Here is an 18,055-nt window from a genome sequence, read left to right on the forward strand (position 1 = left end):
CAGATCATGCCGCATACCATCGCGAAGAACCTGTCCCTGATCGCCGCCATCGACCTTGGCTCCAACAGTTTTCACATGGTCGTGGCCAAGGCCCACCATACCGAAATCCGCATTCTCGAGCGGCTCGGCGAGAAGGTTCAGCTTGCCGCCGGCATCGACGAAGAACGCAAACTCAGTGAAGAGGCAATGGAACGAGGCCTGGATTGCCTCAAGCGCTTTTCGCAGCTGATCAACGGCATGCCCGCAGGCTCCGTGCGTATCGTCGGTACCAACGCCTTGCGCGAAGCGCGCAACCGTAACGAATTCATCCAGCGCGCCGAAGCCATCCTCGGCCACCCGGTGGAGGTCATCTCCGGCCGTGAAGAGGCGCGCCTGATCTACCTGGGTGTGTCGCACACCCTGGCCGACACCCCCGGCAAGCGCCTGGTGGCGGACATCGGCGGCGGCAGTACCGAGTTCATCATCGGCCAGCGCTTCGAGCCGCTGCTGCGCGAAAGCCTGCAGATGGGCTGCGTCAGCTTCACCCAGCGCTACTTCCGCGACGGCAAGATCACCCCGGCCCGCTACGCCCAGGCCTACACGGCCGCGCGCCTGGAACTGATGAGCATCGAGCATGCCCTGCATCGCCTGACCTGGGACGAGGCCATCGGCTCGTCCGGCACCATCCGCGCCATCGGCGCCGCCATCAAGGCCGGTGGCCTGGGCAATGGTGAGGTCAACGCCGAGGGCCTGGCCTGGGTCAAGCGCAAGCTGTTCAAGCTGGGGGAAGTCGACAAGATCGACTTCGACGGCATCAAGCCGGACCGCCGCACGATCTTCCCGGCGGGCATGGCCATTCTCGAAGCGATTTTCGACGCGCTGGAACTGCAGCGCATGGACCACTGTGACGGCGCCCTGCGCGAAGGTGTGCTGTTCGACCTGCTCGGCCGCCACCACCATGAAGACGTGCGCGAACGCACCCTCAACTCGTTGATGGAGCGTTACCACGTGGACCAGGGCCAGGCTGCGCGTGTGGAACGCAAGGCACTGCATGCCTTCGACCAAGTGGCCGATGCGTGGGGGCTGAAAGACGGAAATTGGCGCGATCTGCTGGGCTGGGCCGCGAAAGTGCACGAAGTAGGCCTCGATATCGCCCACTATCACTACCACAAGCACGGCGCCTACCTGATCGAGCACTCCGACCTTTCGGGCTTCTCCCGCGAGGACCAGCAGATGATGGCCTTGCTGGTACGCGGCCACCGCCGCAACATCCCCAAGGACAAGTTCGCCGAGCTGGGTGACGAAGGCATCAAGCTGCTGCGCCTGTGCGTGCTGCTGCGCTTCGCCATTCTGTTTCACCACATCCGTGGCAACCAGCAGATGCCGAAGGTGGTGCTCAACGCTGGCGATGCAAGCCTGGATGTGGCCTTCCCTGAAGGCTGGCTGGAACAGAACCAGCTGACCCAGGCCGACTTCGCCAACGAGGCGGAGTGGCTGGCCCGGGTCGGCTTCGTCCTCAGCGTACGTTGAGGACCGGGTTGCTCAGGCGCTCCAGCAGGGTCGCCTGGGCACTGCGCGGGTTCTGGTTGCCGGTCGGGGTGATGCGCACGTAGCGCCCGTCTGGCTGCAAGGTCCAGGCGTGGGTGTTGTCGGTCAGGTAGCCTTCCAGCTCCTTCTTCACCCGCAGCAACAGCTTCTTGCCTTCCACCGGGAAGCAGGTCTCGACGCGCTTGTCGAGGTTGCGCTCCATCCAGTCGGCACTGGACAGGTAGATCTGCTCTTCGCCGCCATTGAGGAAGTAGAACACCCGCGTGTGCTCAAGGAAGCGGCCGATGATCGAGCGCACCTGGATATTGTGTGAAACCCCCGGAATGCCTGGGCGCAGGCAGCACATGCCACGCACCACCAGGTCGATCTTCACACCCGACTGGCTGGCCTTGTACAGCGCCTTGATGACCTTGGCGTCGGTCAGCGAGTTGAACTTGGCAATGATGTGCGCCGGCTTGCCTTCGAGGGCAAACTGGGTTTCGCGCGCAATCATGTCGAGCATGCCCTTCTTCAGGGTGAACGGCGCGTGCAGCAGCTTTTTCATGCGCAGCGTCTTGCCCATGCCGATGAGCTGGCTGAACAGCTTGCCGACGTCCTCGGTGAGGGCGTCGTCTGAGGTCAGCAGGCTGTAGTCGGTGTACAGGCGGGCATTGCCGGCGTGGTAGTTACCGGTGCCCAGGTGCGCATAACGCACGATCTCGCCCTGCTCGCGACGCAGGATCAACATCATCTTGGCGTGGGTCTTGAAACCGACCACGCCGTAGATCACCACCGCACCGGCCGCTTGCAGGCGGCTGGCCATCTGCAGGTTGGACTCTTCGTCGAAGCGCGCGCGCAGTTCGATCACCGCGGTGACCTCCTTGCCGTTACGCGCAGCGTCCACCAGGGCATCGACAATTTCCGAGTTGGCCCCGGACCGGTACAGGGTCTGGCGCACGGCGAGCACGTGCGGGTCCTTGGCGGCCTGGCGCAGCAGGTCGACCACCGGGGTAAAGGACTCGAAGGGGTGCATCAGCAGTATGTCCTGCTTGCTGATCACGCTGAAAATGTTGTCGGCGTTCACCAGCAGCTTGGGGATCGCCGGGGTGAACGGCGTGTACTGAAGCTCCGGGTGGCTGTCCAGGCCGGTAATGCTGAACAGGCGGGTGAGGTTGACCGGGCCATTGACCTGGTACAGCTCGCTTTCGCTGAGGCTGAACTGCTTGAGCAGGTAGTCCGACAGGTGTTTCGGGCAGGTGTCGGCCACCTCCAGGCGCACGGCGTCGCCGTAACGGCGCGAGAACAGCTCGCCGCGCAGGGCGCGGGCCAGGTCGTCGACTTCTTCGGAGTCCAGCGCCAGGTCGGCGTTACGGGTAAGGCGGAACTGGTAGCAGCCCTTCACCTTCATGCCCTGGAACAGGTCGTCGGCGTGCGCGTGGATCATCGACGACAGGAACACGTAGTTGGCACCTGGGCCGCCCACCTCTTCAGGCACGCGGATAACCCGGGGCAGCAGGCGCGGGGCCGGGATGATCGCCAGGCCCGAGTCGCGGCCGAAGGCATCGACCCCCTCCAGCTCGACGATGAAGTTGAGGCTCTTGTTCACCAGCAGTGGGAACGGGTGGGTCGGATCGAGGCCGATCGGGGTGATGATCGGGGCGATTTCGTCGCGGAAATAGCGGCGCACCCAGGTCTTGAGCTTGGGCGTCCAGTAACGGCGGCGGATAAAGCGGATCTGGTGCTTTTCCAGCTCCGGCAGCAGCACGTCGTTGAGGATCGCGTACTGGCGCTCTACCTCGATGTGCACCAGCTCACTGATACGCGCCAGCGCCTGGTGCGGCTGCAGGCCGTCGGCACCGGCCTGTTCACGGGCGAAGTTGATCTGCTTCTTCAGGCCGGCGACGCGGATCTCGAAGAACTCGTCGAGGTTGCTGGAGAAGATCAACAGGAACTTGAGGCGTTCGAGCAGTGGGTAGTTCTCGTCCAGGGCCTGTTCCAGCACGCGGATGTTGAACTGCAGCTGCGAGAGTTCGCGATGAATGTACAGGCTGCTGTCGTCCAGGCCGGGGACGGTGATTGCCGGGGCCGGCGCGGGCGCGGGCGCCGCGGCCACAGGCTCGGCGACCTGTTCCTCTACAGGCTCCGGTTCGGGCGCCGGCGGCAGGTCTGGCGGGGTCTGCACCAACTCTTCCGGGAGCTCCTGGGCATCCTTGATCGCGACAGGGGTGAGCACTTCATTATTCATCTGGCGTTCCTGAGGACGTTAACGCCCTATCATCAATTGAGCGGCAAGATAAGCGCCCATTATGACGCCTGTGTTACACACCAGGGCAAGCCATGGCGCGTGGCCTCTGGCATTGTCTGTGTAGGAATTGTTCACGTCGAGACACATTTGGACACTTTCACGAATGCGCGCGAAGGGGTAGGCTGCGCGTTCATTTCGCCAGCACCTCAGAAAATGCTTCAACAATTCCTGCAGGATTTCGGCTACTTTGCCCTTTTTCTAGGCACCTTCTTCGAAGGCGAGACCATCCTGGTGCTTGCGGGTTTCCTTGCATTCCGTGGGTACATGGACATCAAGCTGGTGTGCCTGGTGGCGTTTTTCGGCAGCTATGCCGGCGACCAGCTGTGGTACTTCATGGGCCGCCGCCACGGGCGCAGGATCCTGGCGCGCAAACCACGCTGGCAAGCGATGGGTGACCGGGCGCTGGACCACATCCGCCGCCACCCCGACATCTGGGTGCTGAGCTTCCGCTTCGTTTATGGCCTGCGTACGGTCATGCCGGTGGCCATTGGCCTGTCGGGCTACCCGCCGCGCCGCTACCTGCTGCTCAACGGCCTTGGCGCGGCCATCTGGGCAATAGCCCTGGGCGCGGCTGCGTACCACTTCGGCGCCATTCTCGAAGGCCTGCTGGGCAACGTGAAGCGTTACGAGCTATGGGTACTTGGAGGCCTGGTGGGGCTGGGCGTCCTGTTGTGGCTGCGCCGGCGTTTCCGCGCCTTGCGCGCGGAGCGCAAGGCGGCGGACCAGGCCCAGGCCCCACAGGCTGAGAAGGCTATAGACCACGAGCAGGAACCAGGCCAGCGGCGCGACCACCGCTAGGCCCAGTGCGCCGGCCAGGTACAGCGCCGGCGCATTCACCACAAGCCGCGCCAGTTCCAGGCGTGCAGCCCAGGGCCGGTTCTCCAGCAACCCGCCCAGCACGAACAGACCAAACGCCATGAGCGACCAGCCGAGCACCAGCGCGGCGGCCGGCAGGCGTTCGGCTACGTCCATCAGGTAGCTGCCCAAGGCCACATAAACCACGAACTGCGTCGCCACGTAGGCTTGTTGCGGGCGGCCCAGGGCAACCTCGAACTTGCGAAAAAGCGTCAGGTCCTGCTTGGCCTGTGGGTAACGTGCGGCCACATCGGCCGGGCGCCAGCCAGTGGGCATGAACCAGATGCGCAGCTTGTCCCACAGGCTGGCAGTGCGCCGGGCGTCATGCCAGAGCTGGGCATAGAACTGCAGGTTGGCCCACAGAGGGTTCCAGCTGGCCAGCGGCGTGGTTACCCCGAACACCACAGGCTCGGCCGGGTCCTCCTCTTTGAAGGTGCCGAACAGACGGTCCCAGAGAATGAACACACCGCCGTAGTTGCGATCCAAGTAAACAGGGTTTTGCGCATGGTGGACGCGATGGTTGGATGGCGTGATCAACACCCACTCAAGCCAGCCAAGCTTGGGAATGTGCCGGGTATGCACCCAGAACTGGTACAGCAGGTTGAGCGATGCCACGGTGATGAACACCAGTGGCGGCACGCCCAGCAGTGCCAGCGGCAGGTAGAAGATCCACGAGAAGATGAACCCGCTACTGGTCTGGCGCAACGCGGTGGTGAGGTTGTATTCCTCGCTTTGGTGATGCACCGAATGCGCGGCCCACAGCACGTTGCGTTCATGGCCCAGTCGGTGCAGCCAGTAGTAGCAGAAGTCGTACAGGACAAAGGCCAGCAGCCATACCCACCAGGCTTCGGGCGGCAGGCGCAAAAGTGCCAGGTGCTCGAACGCCAGGGCATAGGTCACCAGCCCTGCGCCTTTGGTCAGCAACCCGGTGCTGGTCGACAGCACGCCGGTACTCAGGCTGTTGATCGAATCGGCCAGGGTAAAGTTGCGCTGGCCACGCACACGGTCGGCCACCAGCTCCAGGGCGATGAGCACGAAGAAGAACGGCACGGCCAGCAATATCAGGTCCATGGGTACGGCCTCAGGCGGTATCCATCAAGATTAGGCCGCACCTGCGGCAACCCCTATGGCGACATCTGCCAAACTAGAGGACATTTAGCGCCTCGACACTGGAGTAATGAGCATGACAAAAAAAGTAGCGGTGATTCTTTCCGGCTGTGGCGTGTATGACGGCGCCGAAATCCACGAAAGCGTGATCACCCTGCTGCGCCTCGACCAGCGCGGTGCGCAGGTGCAGTGCTTCGCGCCTAACATTACGCAGATGCATGTCATCAACCATCTGACCGGCGAAGAAATGCCCGAGTCGCGCAATGTGCTGGTGGAGTCGGCGCGCATTGCCCGCGGCGAGGTCAAGGACATCCGCGAAGCCAAGGCTGAAGACTTCGATGCGCTGATCGTGCCAGGCGGTTTCGGGGCGGCGAAAAACCTGTCCAACTTCGCCGTGGAAGGCGCCAACTGCAGCGTCAACCCGGACGTGCTGGCCCTGGCCGAAGCCTTTGCCGACGCCTGCAAGCCGGTTGGCCTGATCTGCATTTCGCCGGCACTGGCCGCGAAGATCTACGGGCCGGGCGTGGTCTGCACCATCGGTAGCGACGCAGGCACTGCGGCGGCTGTCGAGAAGATGGGCGGCACCCATGAAGAGTGCGATGTGCACGACATTGTCGAAGACACCCAGCGCAAGCTGGTGACTACCCCGGCTTACATGGAGGCCAAGTCGATCAGCGAAGCGGCGGGCGGGATCTACAAGCTGGTGGACCGAATCCTGGAACTCACGCACGAGGGTGACCAGTAAGCCTTTGGGGCTGCAAAGCAGCCCCGCATCAGGTTTTACTCAGCCGGGCAATGATCCGGTCCAGCGCATTGGCGAACGCCTGCTTTTCACGTTCACCATAAGCCGCCTGCCCTCCCCCCACCTGGCCCTGCTCACGCAACTCGGTGAACAGGTTGCGCGCCGCCAGGCGGTCGCCCATGTTGCGCTCGTCGAACTCACGCCCGCGCGGGTCCAGCACGGTCACGCCCTTTTTAACCAGGCGGTCAGCCAGCGGCACATCACTGCAGATCACCAACTCACCGGGCACGGCGTGTTCGACCAGGTAGTCGTCAGCTGCGTCCATACCGCTGGGTACCACGATCAGGCGCACGATCGCGAACGCCGGCTTGGCCACGGCCTGCCCTGCCACCATCACCACCTCAAACTTGCGCTTGAGGGCGAATTTGACGATCAGATCCTTGGCCGCCTTGGGGCAGGCGTCGGCATCGATCCATACACGCATCGGAAATTCTCTACATGAACTCAATGCGCCCATCATGCCTGAAGCGCAGCGAAAGCTGGAGCAGGCGGGCGCTGGGAAAATGGCGCCAAAAAACCAATTACCGCTTATCCGTCCCCGCCACTCAGGCTAAACTCGCCACAGCTTTACTGGCCTGCCTGAGCGCACAATGAACCACCCTCACGAAATCCGCCCTGACCTGAATGAAGGCATTGATCGCAAGGTCCTGGCGACATTGCGTGCGCGCTTCCTGCAGCTCAACGAGGGGCGCCTGCAGCGGGCAATGGAAGGCCTGTCGACACGCCAGCAACAGGTACTGACACTGTTGCCACTGTTGTTTCATGTGAACCACCCCTTGTTGCCCGGCTACGTCTCGGGCAGCACGCCTGCGGGCGTATCAGGCTACGAGCCAGGTGCCGAACTGGTGGTCGAGGCCCAGCGCCTGGCCCGCTCGTTCACCTACAAGGCCCGCCATGGCAACCCGCCACGCCCGATCCATGGCCTGTACCTGATGGGCAGCCTGGGCTCGCTGGCCCAGGCCGAGCACAGCGACATGGACCTGTGGGTGTGCCATGCGCCCGGCTTGCCCGAGCACTTGCTGGGAGAACTGCGCCGCAAGTGCCAATTGCTGGAGGATTGGGCGGCAAGCCTGGGCGCCGAGGCGCATTTCTTCCTGATCGACACGCAAGGCTTTGCCCAGGGCCAACGCGATGGCCAGCTGGGCTCCGACGACTGCGGCACCACCCAACACTACCTGCTGCTGGACGAGTTCTATCGCACTACCCTATGGCTGGCAGGGCGTACACCGCTGTGGTGGCTGGTACCCATCTACCAGGAACACAATTACCACGCCTACACCCAGACCCTGCTGACCAAGCGCTTCATCCACAGCCAGGACGCCCTCGACCTGGGCAACCTGGCGCACGTTCCGCCCGGCGAGTTCGTCGGTGCCGGCCTGTGGCAACTGTTCAAGGGCATCGATTCGCCCTACAAGTCGCTACTCAAGCTGCTGCTGACCGAGGCCTACGCCAGCGAACACCCCACCGTGCGCTGCCTGAGCCTGGACTACAAGCAGGCGGTGTTCGCCAACCAGCTCGACCTCGACGAGCTGGACCCGTATGTGATGGTGTACCGACGCATCGAACGTTACCTGCTGCAACGTGGCGAGCCCGCGCGCCTGGAGCTGGTAAGGCGCAGCCTGTACCTGAAGGTGAACAAGAAGCTCAGCGACCAGGGCCGCGCCAATGGCTGGCAGCGCCGGCTGTTGCAGCGCCTGGCAGACGAGTGGGGCTGGGACGAGCGTCAGCTGGCCCTGCTGGACAGCCGCAGCCAATGGAAAGTGCAGCAAGTCGCTGTCGAGCGCCGCGAACTGGTGGCCGAGCTGAACCATAGCTACCGCTTCCTCAGCCAGTTTGCCAGCACCCAGAACGCCAGCAGCCGCGCCGACCAGCGCGACCTCAATGTGCTGGGCCGGCGCCTGTATGCGGCCTTCGAGCGCCGCGCCGGCAAGGTCGAGGTGATCAACCCCGGCATCGCCCCGGACCTGGCCGAAGGCACCCTGACCCTGGTCCAGGCGCCCAACCGCAAGGAGCCCGGCAGCTACCACTGGGAGCTGTACAGCGGCAACCTGAGTACCCACGAGGTGGAGCACTTCAGCCCGATCAAACGCTGCCGCGAGCTGCTTGAACTGCTGGCCTGGGCCCACCGCAACGGCGTGATCGACAGCAGCACGCGCCTGGCGCTGCACCCGGGCGTCAGCGACCTCAGCGAGTTCGAGCTGTTCAACCTGATGGGTTGCCTGCAGCAAAGCATTCCCCTGCCCTTGCCAATCGTCAGCGAAGTGCGCCTGCTGCAGCCCAGCGTTGCCGACGAGGTGCTGTTGCTGGTCAATGTCGCCATCGACCCGCTGCGCCATCACCGCGACCTGAACATCCTGATGACCACCGAGCGTACCGATTCGTTGAGCTACGCAGGCGTGCGCGAAAACCTGGTGCTGACCCTGGACCAGGTCACCCTGAACAGTTGGAACGAAGTGCTGGTCCAGCGCTACGACGGTGAGCACGCGCTGGTGCGCTGCCTGCGGGACTTCCTCAACAGCCCGGTGCTGCGCGGCCACCGGCCACGGGTACGAGTGCGCTGTTTTTGCCAGAGCCGCGCGCAGGCCATCGGCCAGCGCGTGGAGGAAATTTTCGACACGGTGCAGCTGCTGCTGGACCAAGGCTTGAACCACCGCTACCTGCTACAGGTGGCCCAACACACCCATGTGCTGGAGCTGTTGGCCGGGCATGTCGGCCTGGCCACCCTGGCCGAGCACGAAGCACTGCTGGCCCACCTGGGCGAGGAGCGTAGCGCCTATAGCCCGCTGTACCTGGATAGCAACGCACTGCTGGACCACGACTTGCGCCTGGTGCTGGAACAGGGCCGCCCGGCTTGCATCCAGGTGTTCTACCGCCTGCAGGGTGGCTGGGCCGAGTTGTATGTGCTGGATGAATACAATGCCCTGTGGCAGCAGCGCCTTCCCCTGCATGACGAAGCCCACCTGCTGCTGCCACTGCAACGCTTCCTGCGGTCAGTGGTGATGCGCCGTGATGCCCGGCTGCCGCTGGATACCCAGCGCGCTGCCTCGCTGGACATCCACTACGCGCAACTGTTGCCTTCCGGCGCTGGCAAGGCGCGCAGCATCGAGGCGCGCCAGGCTCCGGTCGAAGGCAGCGGCCAGCCTTACTATGCGGTGCAGGCCATCATCCAGGCCGGAGTGGCGGGTGCGGCGCATGTGACGCTGTACTGCGACCAGCAAGAGTTTTCCGAGCTGGAGCATGGTGGTCAGCTGTATGCAGTGGTGGCCAGGCAGATCATCGGGCAACGGCGCGGTGCCGGACAGTACCGGTGCTACATCACCGACCTGGATTTGTCCGAGCTGCTGGATGACCGGCTGGGCGCGACGCAGGTGTACCTGAGCTACAAGCGGGTGCTGGAGCAGGCGTTGAATGAGGGGTTGGAGCAGGTGCTGGGGGAATGACCGAGGGCCGCTGTGCGGCCCCCTTGACCCTTACAGGTCGTAATCGCCCGCCGCTTCTGGCTGGTATTCCACTTCCAGCAGCTTCAGCTTGAGGGTCTTGCCCCCCGGTGCCGGCCAGTCGATCTGCTCGCCCACCGACAGCCCCAGCAAAGCGCAACCGATCGGTGCCAGGACCGAGACATTGCCTTCCGGCCCTGCGTCCTTCGGATAGACCAACGTCAGGTGGTAGTCCTTGCCGCTGGCTTCCTCACGGCAGTGCACGCGCGAGTTCATGGTCACCACGCCCGCTGGCACGTCCTCGTGACCGACCACCTGCTCGGCGCGGTCCAGCTCGTCCTGCAGGGCGAGCACACCCGGCGTACTCTCGTCGAGGCTGTCGATAAGACGCTCCAGACGCTGTACGTCCAATCGGGTGAGGATGAGGGAAGGCTTGGTGCTCATGATCCAGTCAGACTCCTTTGAACAGGCGATTTTCGTAGTGCAGATAAAGCAAAACCCCGCCCAAGGGCGGGGTTTGTGAAGGCTTTGGCGTCACCGACGCAGAACCCGACACTACCACAGCCGGGCAAATACTCAAGCCCCTGCTAGCAGTGTGCCTTAGCTTGGTCGCGCAGGGCCTGGGCCTCGCGGCAGATCTGCCGACGCCGTTCGTCATCGGCTGAACGCCATTCGCGAATGTGCTCCACATGCCGCTGGCAGCCGGTGCACACCCGCTGCTCGTCCAGCCGGCAAACGCTGATGCACGGCGATGGCACGGCGGGGCTGACGTTGCTGTAGAGCGGCTTGGGTGGCCGGGCCTGGACGCTGCTCATGTCAGATCTCGTCGAAGTCCAGCTTCTCGCCAGCCCGCTCCCAGACGATGCGTTCGAGCATTTCGCCCAGCAGTTCGTCGCTCTTCTCGCACACCCACTTCTTGCTCTCTTCGTCGTAGTCGAAGTGGAAACCACCCGAACGGTCGGCCAGCCACAGTTGGCGCAGCGGTTCCTGGCGGCTGAAGATCAGCTGGGCGCCACCTTCGAACTTGACGGTGAGAACACCGGCGGAGTTCTCCATGTCCAGGTCCAAGCCGCTCTCGTCGAACAGGTCTTCCAACGCCTGTTGGGTCGCGTCGACCAGATCATGGAAACGCGCTTCACTCAAACTCATTGCAGGAACCTCGAAATTGGCTGCGTTACAGGCAAGCCGGGCAAGATACGGGCGCTTGGCGCCGAATGCAAAGTTTAGCCATTGCAGGCGGCAAGAATCGCCCGCCCGGCGGACCGGCCCTTGCATAGGCAAGCCGCCGGTCGCTCGGTATACTCGGGCGCAATACTGCATTTTTCTAAGGATTTCACCCATGAAGCGCCTGATTTCCTCCTTCGCGGCGCTGGTCGCTGTTGCCTGCCTCGTTTCGGCCTGCGGCCAGAAAGGCCCGCTGTACCTGCCTGAAGACGGCGATAACGGCAAAGCGCACAAGTCGCACCAGCACCAGCCCAAAGCCAAGCCGGCCGCGGCCCCGGCGCCAGCGCAGCAGCCCGAGCTGCAGTCCGAGCCCGAGCAGTCGCCTGCGCAGTAAGGAAACCAGATGAACGCTTTCAACTACCGCGACGGTCAGCTGTTCGCGGAAGGGGTGGCCCTGTCGGCCGTCGCCGAACGTTTCGGCACCCCCACCTATGTGTATTCGCGCGCCCACATCGAGGCCCAGTACCGCAGCTACGCCGACGCCCTGCAAGGCACCGAGCACCTGGTGTGCTTCGCGGTCAAGGCCAACTCCAACCTTGGCGTGCTGAACGTGCTGGCGCGCCTGGGCGCAGGTTTCGACATTGTCTCCGGCGGTGAGCTGGAGCGCGTGCTGGCTGCTGGCGGGCGCGCCGACCGCGTGGTGTTCTCCGGCGTCGGCAAAACCCGCGAAGACATGCGCCGCGCCCTGGAAGTGGGTGTGCACTGCTTCAACGTCGAGTCCACCGACGAGCTGGAGCGCCTGCAAGTCGTGGCGGCCGAGATGGGCAAGGTTGCCCCGGTGTCGCTGCGGGTCAACCCGGACGTTGACGCAGGAACTCACCCGTACATTTCCACCGGCCTTAAAGAAAACAAGTTCGGCATCGCCATCGCCGACGCCGAGGCCATCTACGTGCGTGCTGCGCAGCTGCCGAACCTGGAAGTGGTTGGCGTCGACTGCCACATCGGCTCGCAGCTGACCACCGTGGAACCGTTCCTCGATGCCCTCGACCGCCTGCTGGACCTGGTCGATCGCCTCGCCGACTGCGGCATCCACCTGCGCCACCTGGACCTGGGTGGCGGCGTTGGCGTGCGCTACCGCGACGAAGAGCCACCGCTGGTGGCCGACTACATCAAGGCTATTCGCGAACGCGTAGGCAAGCGCGACCTGGCCCTGGTGTTCGAGCCGGGCCGCTACATCGTGGCCAACGCCGGCGTGCTGCTCACCCGCGTGGAATACCTCAAGCACACCGAACACAAGGACTTCGCCATCATCGATGCGGCAATGAACGACCTGATTCGCCCGGCCCTTTACCAGGCCTGGATGGGTGTCAGCGCGGTCATCCCACGCGAAGGCGAAGGCCGTGCCTACGACCTGGTCGGCCCGATCTGCGAGACTGGCGACTTCCTCGGCAAGGACCGCGTGTTGAACCTGGCCGAAGGCGACCTGCTGGCCGTGCAGTCCGCGGGCGCCTATGGTTTTGTCATGAGCTCCAACTACAACACCCGTGGCCGTTGCGCTGAAATCCTGGTCGACGGCGACCAGGCGTTCGAAGTACGCCGCCGCGAGACCATCGCCGAACTGTACGCTGGCGAAAGCCTGCTGCCGGAGTAAGCCCATGCTGCTGCGTTTTACCAAGATGCACGGCCTGGGCAACGACTTCATGGTCCTCGACCTGGTCAGCCAGCACGCGCATATCCAGCCAAAGCACGCCAAGCAATGGGGTGACCGCCATACCGGCATCGGCTTCGACCAGTTGCTGATCGTCGAGGCGCCGAACAACCCGGAAGTGGACTTCCGCTACCGCATCTTCAACGCCGACGGCTCTGAAGTGGAGCAGTGCGGCAACGGTGCGCGCTGCTTCGCCCGTTTCGTGCTGGACAAGCGCCTGACCGCGAAAAAGCGTATCCGCGTGGAAACCAAAAGCGGCATCATCGTGCTGGACGTGCAGAACGACGGCCAGGTGAGTGTCGACATGGGCCCACCGCGGTTCATTCCTGCCGAAATCCCCTTTGTCGCTGACAAGCAGGCGCTGAACTACCCACTGGAAGTCGACGGCCAGCTGCATTCGATTGCCGCCGTGTCCATGGGGAACCCGCATGCCGTGCTGCGCGTCGACGACGTGCATACTGCCCCCGTGCATGAGCTGGGCCCGAAGATCGAAAACCACCCACGCTTCCCGCAGCGGGTGAATGCCGGCTTCCTCCAGGTCATCGACCGCCACCGCGCCAACCTGCGCGTGTGGGAACGCGGCGCGGGCGAAACCCAGGCCTGCGGCACCGGCGCTTGCGCCGCGGCCGTGGCAGCGATCAGCCAAGGCTGGATGGATTCCCCGGTGTCCCTCGACTTGCCCGGTGGCCGCCTGCACATCGAATGGGCCGGCCCCGGCAAGCCCGTGTTGATGACCGGCCCTGCCGTGCGCGTCTACGAAGGACAGGTTCGTCTCTAAGCGAGTAACCGCCATGACCGATCAGCCCAAGGTTGTACCCCAGCAGTCCGCCGAGCTCGATGCCGAAGCGGTGGTCGCCTACCTGCGCGCCCACCCCACCTTCTTCGCCGAGCACGACGAGCTGCTGATCGAACAGCACATCCCGCACCAGCGTGGCGACAGCGTGTCGTTGGTGGAACGCCAGCTCAAGCTGCTGCGTGACCGCAACATCGAGATGCGCCATCGCCTGTCGCAACTGATGGACGTGGCCCGCGACAACGACCGGCTGTTCGACAAGACCCGACGGCTGATCCTCGACCTGCTCGACGCCGGTACCCTGGAAGAAGTTGTGATGGCGGTCGAAGACAGCCTGCGCCAGGAATTCCAGGTGCCCTTCGTCAGCCTCATCCTGTTCGGCGACAACGTTGCGCCGGTCGGACGCTGGGTCAGCAACGCCGAAGCGCAACAGGCCATCGGTGCCCTGCTGGGCGGCGGCAAGACGGTCAGTGGCAACCTGCGTGAACATGAGCTGGCGTTCCTGTTTGGTGAAGAACAGCGCCGAGAAGTGGGCTCCAGCGCAGTGGCCACCCTCGAATACCAGGGGCTGCATGGGGTGCTGGCGATCGGCAGCCGCGACCCGCAACACTACAAGAGCAGCGTCGGCACCCTGTTCCTCGGCTACATCGCCGAAGTGCTCGGCCGCGTTGTACCGCGCGTTACCCAGACCCTGCGCTCGGTACGCTGATGGAACGCCAGCTGGAGGCTTATTGCGCACACCTGCGCAACGAGCGCCAGGTGTCGGAGCATACGTTGGTGGGCTACCGGCGCGATCTGGACAAGGTCATCGGCTACTGCAAGGAACACGGCATTGCCGGTTGGCAGGCGCTGCAGATCCAGCAACTGCGCCAGCTGATCGCCCGCCTGCACCACCACGGTCAGTCTTCACGCAGCCTGGCCCGGCTGCTGTCGGCGGTGCGCGGCCTGTACCGCTACCTCAACCGCGAAGGCCTGTGCCAGCACGACCCGGCCACCGGCCTGAGCGCGCCCAAGGGTGAGCGCCGGTTGCCCAAGGTGCTGGACACCGACCGCGCCCTGCAGCTGCTTGATGGCGGCGTCGACGACGACTTCATCGCCCGCCGTGACCAGGCCATTCTTGAACTGTTTTATTCGTCTGGCCTGCGCCTGTCCGAGCTGACCAACCTCGACCTCGATCACATCGACCTCGCCGCCGGCCTGGTGCAGGTGCTGGGCAAGGGTGGCAAGGCCCGCGTTCTGCCGGTTGGCCGCAAGGCCCGCGAGGCGCTGCAGGCCTGGTACCGCCTGCGCGGCATCGGCAACCCGCGTGACCGCGCAGTGTTCATCACCCGCCAGGGCAACCGCATCACGCCACGGGCTGTGCAGCAACGGGTGAAGAAGGCGGGTGAGCGCGAGCTGGGCCAGCACCTGCACCCGCACATGCTTCGCCATTCCTTCGCCAGCCATGTGCTGGAATCGTCCCAGGACCTGCGGGCGGTGCAAGAGATGCTCGGCCATGCCGACATCAGTACCACGCAGATCTACACCCACCTGGACTTCCAGCACCTGGCCGCGGTGTACGACAGCGCCCACCCTCGGGCCAAACGCAGCAAAGGCACAGACTCATGAGCATCAAGCTGATCACATTCGACCTCGACGACACCCTGTGGGACACCGCGCCGGTCATCGCCAGCGCCGAAGTCGTGCTGCGCGACTGGCTCGAAGCCAACGCCCCGATCCTGGGCGGCGTGCCGGTGGAGCACCTGTTCGCCATCCGCGAGCGCCTGGTGCAGGCCGAGCCCGGCCTCAAGCACCGCATCAGCGCCCTGCGCCGACGGGTGCTGTTCCATGCCCTGGAAGAGGTCGGCTACAGCGAAAAGCAAGCGCAGTCGCTTGCCAACGAAGGCTTTGAAGTGTTCCTGCACGCTCGCCACCAGGTGGAGATCTTCCCCGAGGTGCAGCCGGTACTGGAGATCTTGCGCCATCACTACACCCTGGGCGTGGTCACCAACGGCAATGCCGATGTGAGCCGGCTGGGGCTGGCGGACTACTTTCGCTTTGCCCTGTGCGCCGAAGACCTCGGCATCGGCAAGCCGGACCCGGCACCGTTCCTGGAAGCCCTGCGCCGCGGCGAGGCGGACGCCAGCGCCGCCGTTCACATCGGCGACCACCCCGGCGATGACATCGCAGGCGCCCAGCGCGCGGGGCTACGGGCCGTCTGGTTCAACCCCCAGGGCAAGGCGTGGACGGGTGAGCAGGCACCGGATGCCGAGATCCAGCGCCTTTCGCAGCTGCCCGACGTCCTTTCGCGCTGGCGCTGACAGGGGCCTGGAGCCGCGCAGAATCTGAGGTGAATAGCCAACCTGTGGGAGCGGGTTCACCCGCGATGCGGCCCGCACAGGCTGCACAAAACTCCGCAGAGATGGCGGGATGCCGTGCTTAACCGCCAGCAACCCTGCGATGCAGGCTTTGGCGACGCAGCAACCACATCAACGTGCCACCTTTGATTAACTCTGAAATCACAATCAAACCGAGCATCAACCAAGGGTTGTAGCCAGGTGCCAAGCTGGCCCAGACCAACAGCACCGACAAAGACGGCACAGCGAACAGCAACCGCCAAGGCATTTGTGCTAGACCAACATAGATTCCCGCCTTCCGAGCGCCCAGCAAAAGGGCAGCACTGAAGATGATCGAGGCCTGCAGAACCACGTTCATCGCCATCAGCGCTATGGTGAGCCAGCCTTGCTCGCTCCAAATGTCCCACATGTTCTGTAGGTCTGTAACCACGGGAAAATGCCCACGCCGAATACTACCTTCGAGGTAGAGCAATAGATAAAGGGCATCCAGCCCTCCCCACAACCGCAATGCCCAGCCCTCTGCTTTTCGTCCTCCGGGCATCATTTCTTTTCTCGGTGTTCGTAGGTTTCAAAAGGAAGAGCGGGTTGCCAATGCCAGGATTTCCCACTGATTTGCCATTTATCTTCTCCCTCGAAGTACCGTTGAGTGATACCCCGTATTTCGCCATAGCGATGAATGACGGATCGCGACGCCAAATGATCATCGTGGCTATCAAGTGGAACCCATTACTGGGTCACGATTCGAAAGGTGTTGTCATAATCCTTGCCTTCCGAACCGAAGAGACGACCCTCGTCACCCAGCGAGCCAAGGCGGTTCTGCAGAATGGCGAATGTATTTTTCAAACCGTCGTAATCGATGTCGATAGTGCGCCACTTACCAGGGCCACTTTCGTTTTCAGCGTGCCTGTTGATCTGCCCAGACATAGGGAAGCATTGCGCCCCACCTAAGTGGCCATCCAGCCTCATGGGCTTGAATGGTTGGCTGGTCAAAAACAGCCATCTGCCGTCTCTGATCTCTTTTAGCGCCACTTCGAGATCTCGCTCAGAGAGCTGTCGCCCGAGAGTGATGCCGCAATCTCTCAAAAACTCTGTCCTACCGTGCAAGCATCCCCAGTTTGTGAGAGCACGCTTTACTTTCCACTCAGCAAAAAAAGGATCTTCCACCTTAGGGAAGTCTTCCTTGCGAAGGTCACGACGACGAACCAGTTTGTCCATAAATCCCCCAGGCTTGAAGGCTGATGCTTGCCTGGTGGCGCAAATCTGATCTAGCAGATGCCTCCTCTTTTCTTGTGGGAAAATTCTCTATTTTCTCAGAGCCCACAAAAAAGCCCGCAGCGACGGCGGGCTTTTTTGCGTTCAGCCACTCAGATAGGGCGGCTGCCGTATTTGTTGTCCGGCTTCTTGGGCGGGTCGGCGACCACGTTGGCCTCGACTTCCTGCACCTTGCCACCGCGCGAAAGGAATTCTTCCATCGCCTTGGCCAGTGCATCACGCTCCTTCTGCTTGGCTTCCATGCTCGGCATCTCGTCTACCGAGACAGCCGCCTTGGATTTGCCCTTGGCAGCAGGTGCCGGGCTGCTGTCGTCATCGCCAGCGTCTTCAACGCCGTCGTCAGCCGCCGCTTCGAGGCCTTCATCAGCCTCGTCTTCATCGCCTACTTCGAGGTCGTCGTTTTCCAGATCGTCGTCGCTCATGTTCTACCTCATGACTTGCGAAAAGCAGGTTAGTTATAGACCAGTGCAGCCGTAGACCGGCAGCCACCAGTGAAAATTCAACTGGCCGTGGGTTAGGCCACTGCCCTTGGGTCGGCGCTCCTGATGGGAGGCGGCACCCAGCAGGCCCTGCTCCTGGCAGGACCTGACAAATCCATCTAGCCCCTGCTGGCCACACGCTATTGGCAAGCCTAGCAAAGGCTGGCGAAGTGTGTGGACTACACGTCAAACACCCTTCGGCGCGCATTCTAGCGCGCCCGTGGAAAAAGCAAAGCACCATAAACGCCCTACGACTTGTAAGTTTTTTACCTACGTCGCGAACGTGACGGA

18 protein-coding genes and 1 pseudogene are annotated in these 18,055 nt (G+C 63.2%); 10 read left to right on the forward strand and 9 right to left on the reverse strand.

Annotated elements, in window-relative coordinates; genetic code table 11:
• Positions 1-6: 6 nt before the first annotated feature.
• Positions 7-1,509, forward strand: coding sequence for an exopolyphosphatase (ppx, locus tag SB765_RS07015; protein WP_341797081.1), 1,503 nt, complete (start codon positions 7-9; stop codon positions 1,507-1,509).
• On the opposite strand, the gene ppk1 is transcribed toward ppx, so the two are convergent.
• Positions 1,496-3,751, reverse strand: coding sequence for a polyphosphate kinase 1 (gene ppk1, locus SB765_RS07020; RefSeq protein WP_049275804.1), 2,256 nt, complete (start codon positions 3,749-3,751; stop codon positions 1,496-1,498). The two genes, ppx and ppk1, sit on opposite strands and share 14 nt — an antisense overlap.
• 213 nt (positions 3,752-3,964) lie before the next feature.
• On the opposite strand from ppk1, the gene SB765_RS07025 reads away from it, so the two are divergent.
• On the forward strand, positions 3,965-4,609 hold the full coding sequence (locus tag SB765_RS07025; RefSeq protein ID WP_341797082.1) for a DedA family protein: 645 nt from the start codon (positions 3,965-3,967) through the stop codon (positions 4,607-4,609).
• A 501-nt stretch (positions 4,610-5,110) separates the two neighbouring features.
• On the opposite strand, the pseudogene SB765_RS07030 reads toward SB765_RS07025, so the two are convergent.
• Positions 5,111-5,737: pseudogene (locus SB765_RS07030) on the reverse strand (sterol desaturase family protein); the annotation flags it as partial.
• Between the two features lie 112 nt (positions 5,738-5,849).
• Here SB765_RS07030 and elbB point away from each other — a divergent pair.
• Positions 5,850-6,518 carry an isoprenoid biosynthesis glyoxalase ElbB gene (gene elbB, locus SB765_RS07035; protein WP_341797083.1) on the forward strand — a complete coding sequence of 223 codons (669 nt, stop codon included), beginning with the start codon at positions 5,850-5,852 and terminating at the stop codon, positions 6,516-6,518.
• Between the two features lie 28 nt (positions 6,519-6,546).
• On the opposite strand, the gene SB765_RS07040 is transcribed toward elbB, so the two are convergent.
• The gene (locus SB765_RS07040) at positions 6,547-6,999 is read right to left on the reverse strand and encodes a YaiI/YqxD family protein (RefSeq protein ID WP_019473824.1); all 453 of its coding nucleotides are present in this window, start codon (positions 6,997-6,999) and stop codon (positions 6,547-6,549) included.
• Between the two features lie 166 nt (positions 7,000-7,165).
• Here SB765_RS07040 and SB765_RS07045 point away from each other — a divergent pair, with 166 nt between their 5' ends.
• Entirely contained in the window at positions 7,166-10,015 is a 2,850-nt protein-coding gene (locus SB765_RS07045) for a class I adenylate cyclase (RefSeq protein ID WP_410931116.1), read from the forward strand.
• 30 nt (positions 10,016-10,045) lie between these two features.
• Here SB765_RS07045 and rnk read toward each other — a convergent pair whose 3' ends face one another.
• The 3 genes from rnk to cyaY all read right to left on the reverse strand — a co-directional run bounded on the left by rnk (position 10,046) and on the right by cyaY (position 11,161).
• Positions 10,046-10,456, reverse strand: coding sequence for a nucleoside diphosphate kinase regulator (rnk, locus tag SB765_RS07050; protein WP_016502183.1), 411 nt, complete (start codon positions 10,454-10,456; stop codon positions 10,046-10,048).
• 143 nt (positions 10,457-10,599) lie between these two features.
• Positions 10,600-10,827 (reverse strand): DUF1289 domain-containing protein, encoded by a 228-nt coding sequence (locus tag SB765_RS07055; protein ID WP_341797086.1) that lies wholly within the window; start codon positions 10,825-10,827, stop codon positions 10,600-10,602.
• Between the two features lies 1 nt (position 10,828).
• Positions 10,829-11,161 (reverse strand): iron donor protein CyaY, encoded by a 333-nt coding sequence (gene cyaY / locus SB765_RS07060; RefSeq protein ID WP_341797087.1) that lies wholly within the window; start codon positions 11,159-11,161, stop codon positions 10,829-10,831.
• A 190-nt stretch (positions 11,162-11,351) separates the two neighbouring features.
• Here cyaY and lptM point away from each other — a divergent pair, with 190 nt between their 5' ends.
• Genes lptM through SB765_RS07090 form a run of 6 tightly spaced genes read left to right on the forward strand, consistent with a single transcriptional unit; the run spans position 11,352 to position 15,977 of the window.
• Positions 11,352-11,570 (forward strand): LPS translocon maturation chaperone LptM, encoded by a 219-nt coding sequence (gene lptM / locus SB765_RS07065; RefSeq protein ID WP_341797088.1) that lies wholly within the window; start codon positions 11,352-11,354, stop codon positions 11,568-11,570.
• A 9-nt stretch (positions 11,571-11,579) separates the two neighbouring features.
• Entirely contained in the window at positions 11,580-12,827 is a 1,248-nt protein-coding gene (gene lysA, locus SB765_RS07070; protein WP_258910787.1) for a diaminopimelate decarboxylase, read from the forward strand.
• A 4-nt stretch (positions 12,828-12,831) separates the two neighbouring features.
• Positions 12,832-13,662 carry a diaminopimelate epimerase gene (gene dapF / locus SB765_RS07075; RefSeq protein WP_410931117.1) on the forward strand — a complete coding sequence of 277 codons (831 nt, stop codon included), beginning with the start codon at positions 12,832-12,834 and terminating at the stop codon, positions 13,660-13,662.
• A 13-nt stretch (positions 13,663-13,675) separates the two neighbouring features.
• Positions 13,676-14,386, forward strand: a complete 711-nt coding sequence (locus SB765_RS07080; protein ID WP_049273680.1) for a DUF484 family protein — start codon at positions 13,676-13,678, stop codon at positions 14,384-14,386.
• Positions 14,386-15,285: a tyrosine recombinase XerC gene (gene xerC / locus SB765_RS07085; protein ID WP_019473713.1), complete on the forward strand. Its 900-nt coding sequence runs from the start codon at positions 14,386-14,388 to the stop codon at positions 15,283-15,285. The genes SB765_RS07080 and xerC overlap by 1 nt, the downstream gene beginning before the upstream one ends.
• Positions 15,282-15,977, forward strand: coding sequence for an HAD family hydrolase (locus SB765_RS07090; protein ID WP_197864492.1), 696 nt, complete (start codon positions 15,282-15,284; stop codon positions 15,975-15,977). The genes xerC and SB765_RS07090 overlap by 4 nt, the downstream gene beginning before the upstream one ends.
• A 118-nt stretch (positions 15,978-16,095) precedes the next feature.
• Here SB765_RS07090 and SB765_RS07095 read toward each other — a convergent pair whose 3' ends face one another.
• From SB765_RS07095 to sutA, 3 genes are all read right to left on the reverse strand, one after another.
• Complete coding sequence (locus SB765_RS07095; protein WP_341797091.1) at positions 16,096-16,557, reverse strand: hypothetical protein; 462 nt, start codon at positions 16,555-16,557, stop codon at positions 16,096-16,098.
• A gap of 182 nt (positions 16,558-16,739) precedes the next feature.
• The gene (locus SB765_RS07100; protein ID WP_410931118.1) at positions 16,740-17,228 is read right to left on the reverse strand and encodes a hypothetical protein; all 489 of its coding nucleotides are present in this window, start codon (positions 17,226-17,228) and stop codon (positions 16,740-16,742) included.
• A gap of 149 nt (positions 17,229-17,377) precedes the next feature.
• Positions 17,378-17,707 (reverse strand): transcriptional regulator SutA, encoded by a 330-nt coding sequence (gene sutA, locus SB765_RS07105; protein WP_019473552.1) that lies wholly within the window; start codon positions 17,705-17,707, stop codon positions 17,378-17,380.
• Positions 17,708-18,055 lie beyond the last annotated feature (348 nt).

Origin of the sequence: Pseudomonas sp. SIMBA_067, from assembly GCF_046534675.1 — a bacterium.
GTDB classification, from domain to species: Bacteria; Pseudomonadota; Gammaproteobacteria; order Pseudomonadales; family Pseudomonadaceae; genus Aquipseudomonas; species Aquipseudomonas putida.

Coding starts and splice junctions, on each gene's coding strand:
- ppx (WP_341797081.1), top strand. CDS start 7: ATGCCGCATACCATCGCGAAGAACCTGTCCCTGATCGCCGCCATCGAC.
- ppk1 (WP_049275804.1), bottom strand. CDS start 3,751: ATGAATAATGAAGTGCTCACCCCTGTCGCGATCAAGGATGCCCAGGAG.
- SB765_RS07025 (WP_341797082.1), top strand. CDS start 3,965: ATGCTTCAACAATTCCTGCAGGATTTCGGCTACTTTGCCCTTTTTCTA.
- elbB (WP_341797083.1), top strand. CDS start 5,850: ATGACAAAAAAAGTAGCGGTGATTCTTTCCGGCTGTGGCGTGTATGAC.
- SB765_RS07040 (WP_019473824.1), bottom strand. CDS start 6,999: ATGCGTGTATGGATCGATGCCGACGCCTGCCCCAAGGCGGCCAAGGAT.
- SB765_RS07045 (WP_410931116.1), top strand. CDS start 7,166: ATGAACCACCCTCACGAAATCCGCCCTGACCTGAATGAAGGCATTGAT.
- rnk (WP_016502183.1), bottom strand. CDS start 10,456: ATGAGCACCAAGCCTTCCCTCATCCTCACCCGATTGGACGTACAGCGT.
- SB765_RS07055 (WP_341797086.1), bottom strand. CDS start 10,827: ATGAGCAGCGTCCAGGCCCGGCCACCCAAGCCGCTCTACAGCAACGTC.
- cyaY (WP_341797087.1), bottom strand. CDS start 11,161: ATGAGTTTGAGTGAAGCGCGTTTCCATGATCTGGTCGACGCGACCCAA.
- lptM (WP_341797088.1), top strand. CDS start 11,352: ATGAAGCGCCTGATTTCCTCCTTCGCGGCGCTGGTCGCTGTTGCCTGC.
- lysA (WP_258910787.1), top strand. CDS start 11,580: ATGAACGCTTTCAACTACCGCGACGGTCAGCTGTTCGCGGAAGGGGTG.
- dapF (WP_410931117.1), top strand. CDS start 12,832: ATGCTGCTGCGTTTTACCAAGATGCACGGCCTGGGCAACGACTTCATG.
- SB765_RS07080 (WP_049273680.1), top strand. CDS start 13,676: ATGACCGATCAGCCCAAGGTTGTACCCCAGCAGTCCGCCGAGCTCGAT.
- xerC (WP_019473713.1), top strand. CDS start 14,386: ATGGAACGCCAGCTGGAGGCTTATTGCGCACACCTGCGCAACGAGCGC.
- SB765_RS07090 (WP_197864492.1), top strand. CDS start 15,282: ATGAGCATCAAGCTGATCACATTCGACCTCGACGACACCCTGTGGGAC.
- SB765_RS07095 (WP_341797091.1), bottom strand. CDS start 16,557: ATGATGCCCGGAGGACGAAAAGCAGAGGGCTGGGCATTGCGGTTGTGG.
- SB765_RS07100 (WP_410931118.1), bottom strand. CDS start 17,228: ATGGACAAACTGGTTCGTCGTCGTGACCTTCGCAAGGAAGACTTCCCT.
- sutA (WP_019473552.1), bottom strand. CDS start 17,707: ATGAGCGACGACGATCTGGAAAACGACGACCTCGAAGTAGGCGATGAA.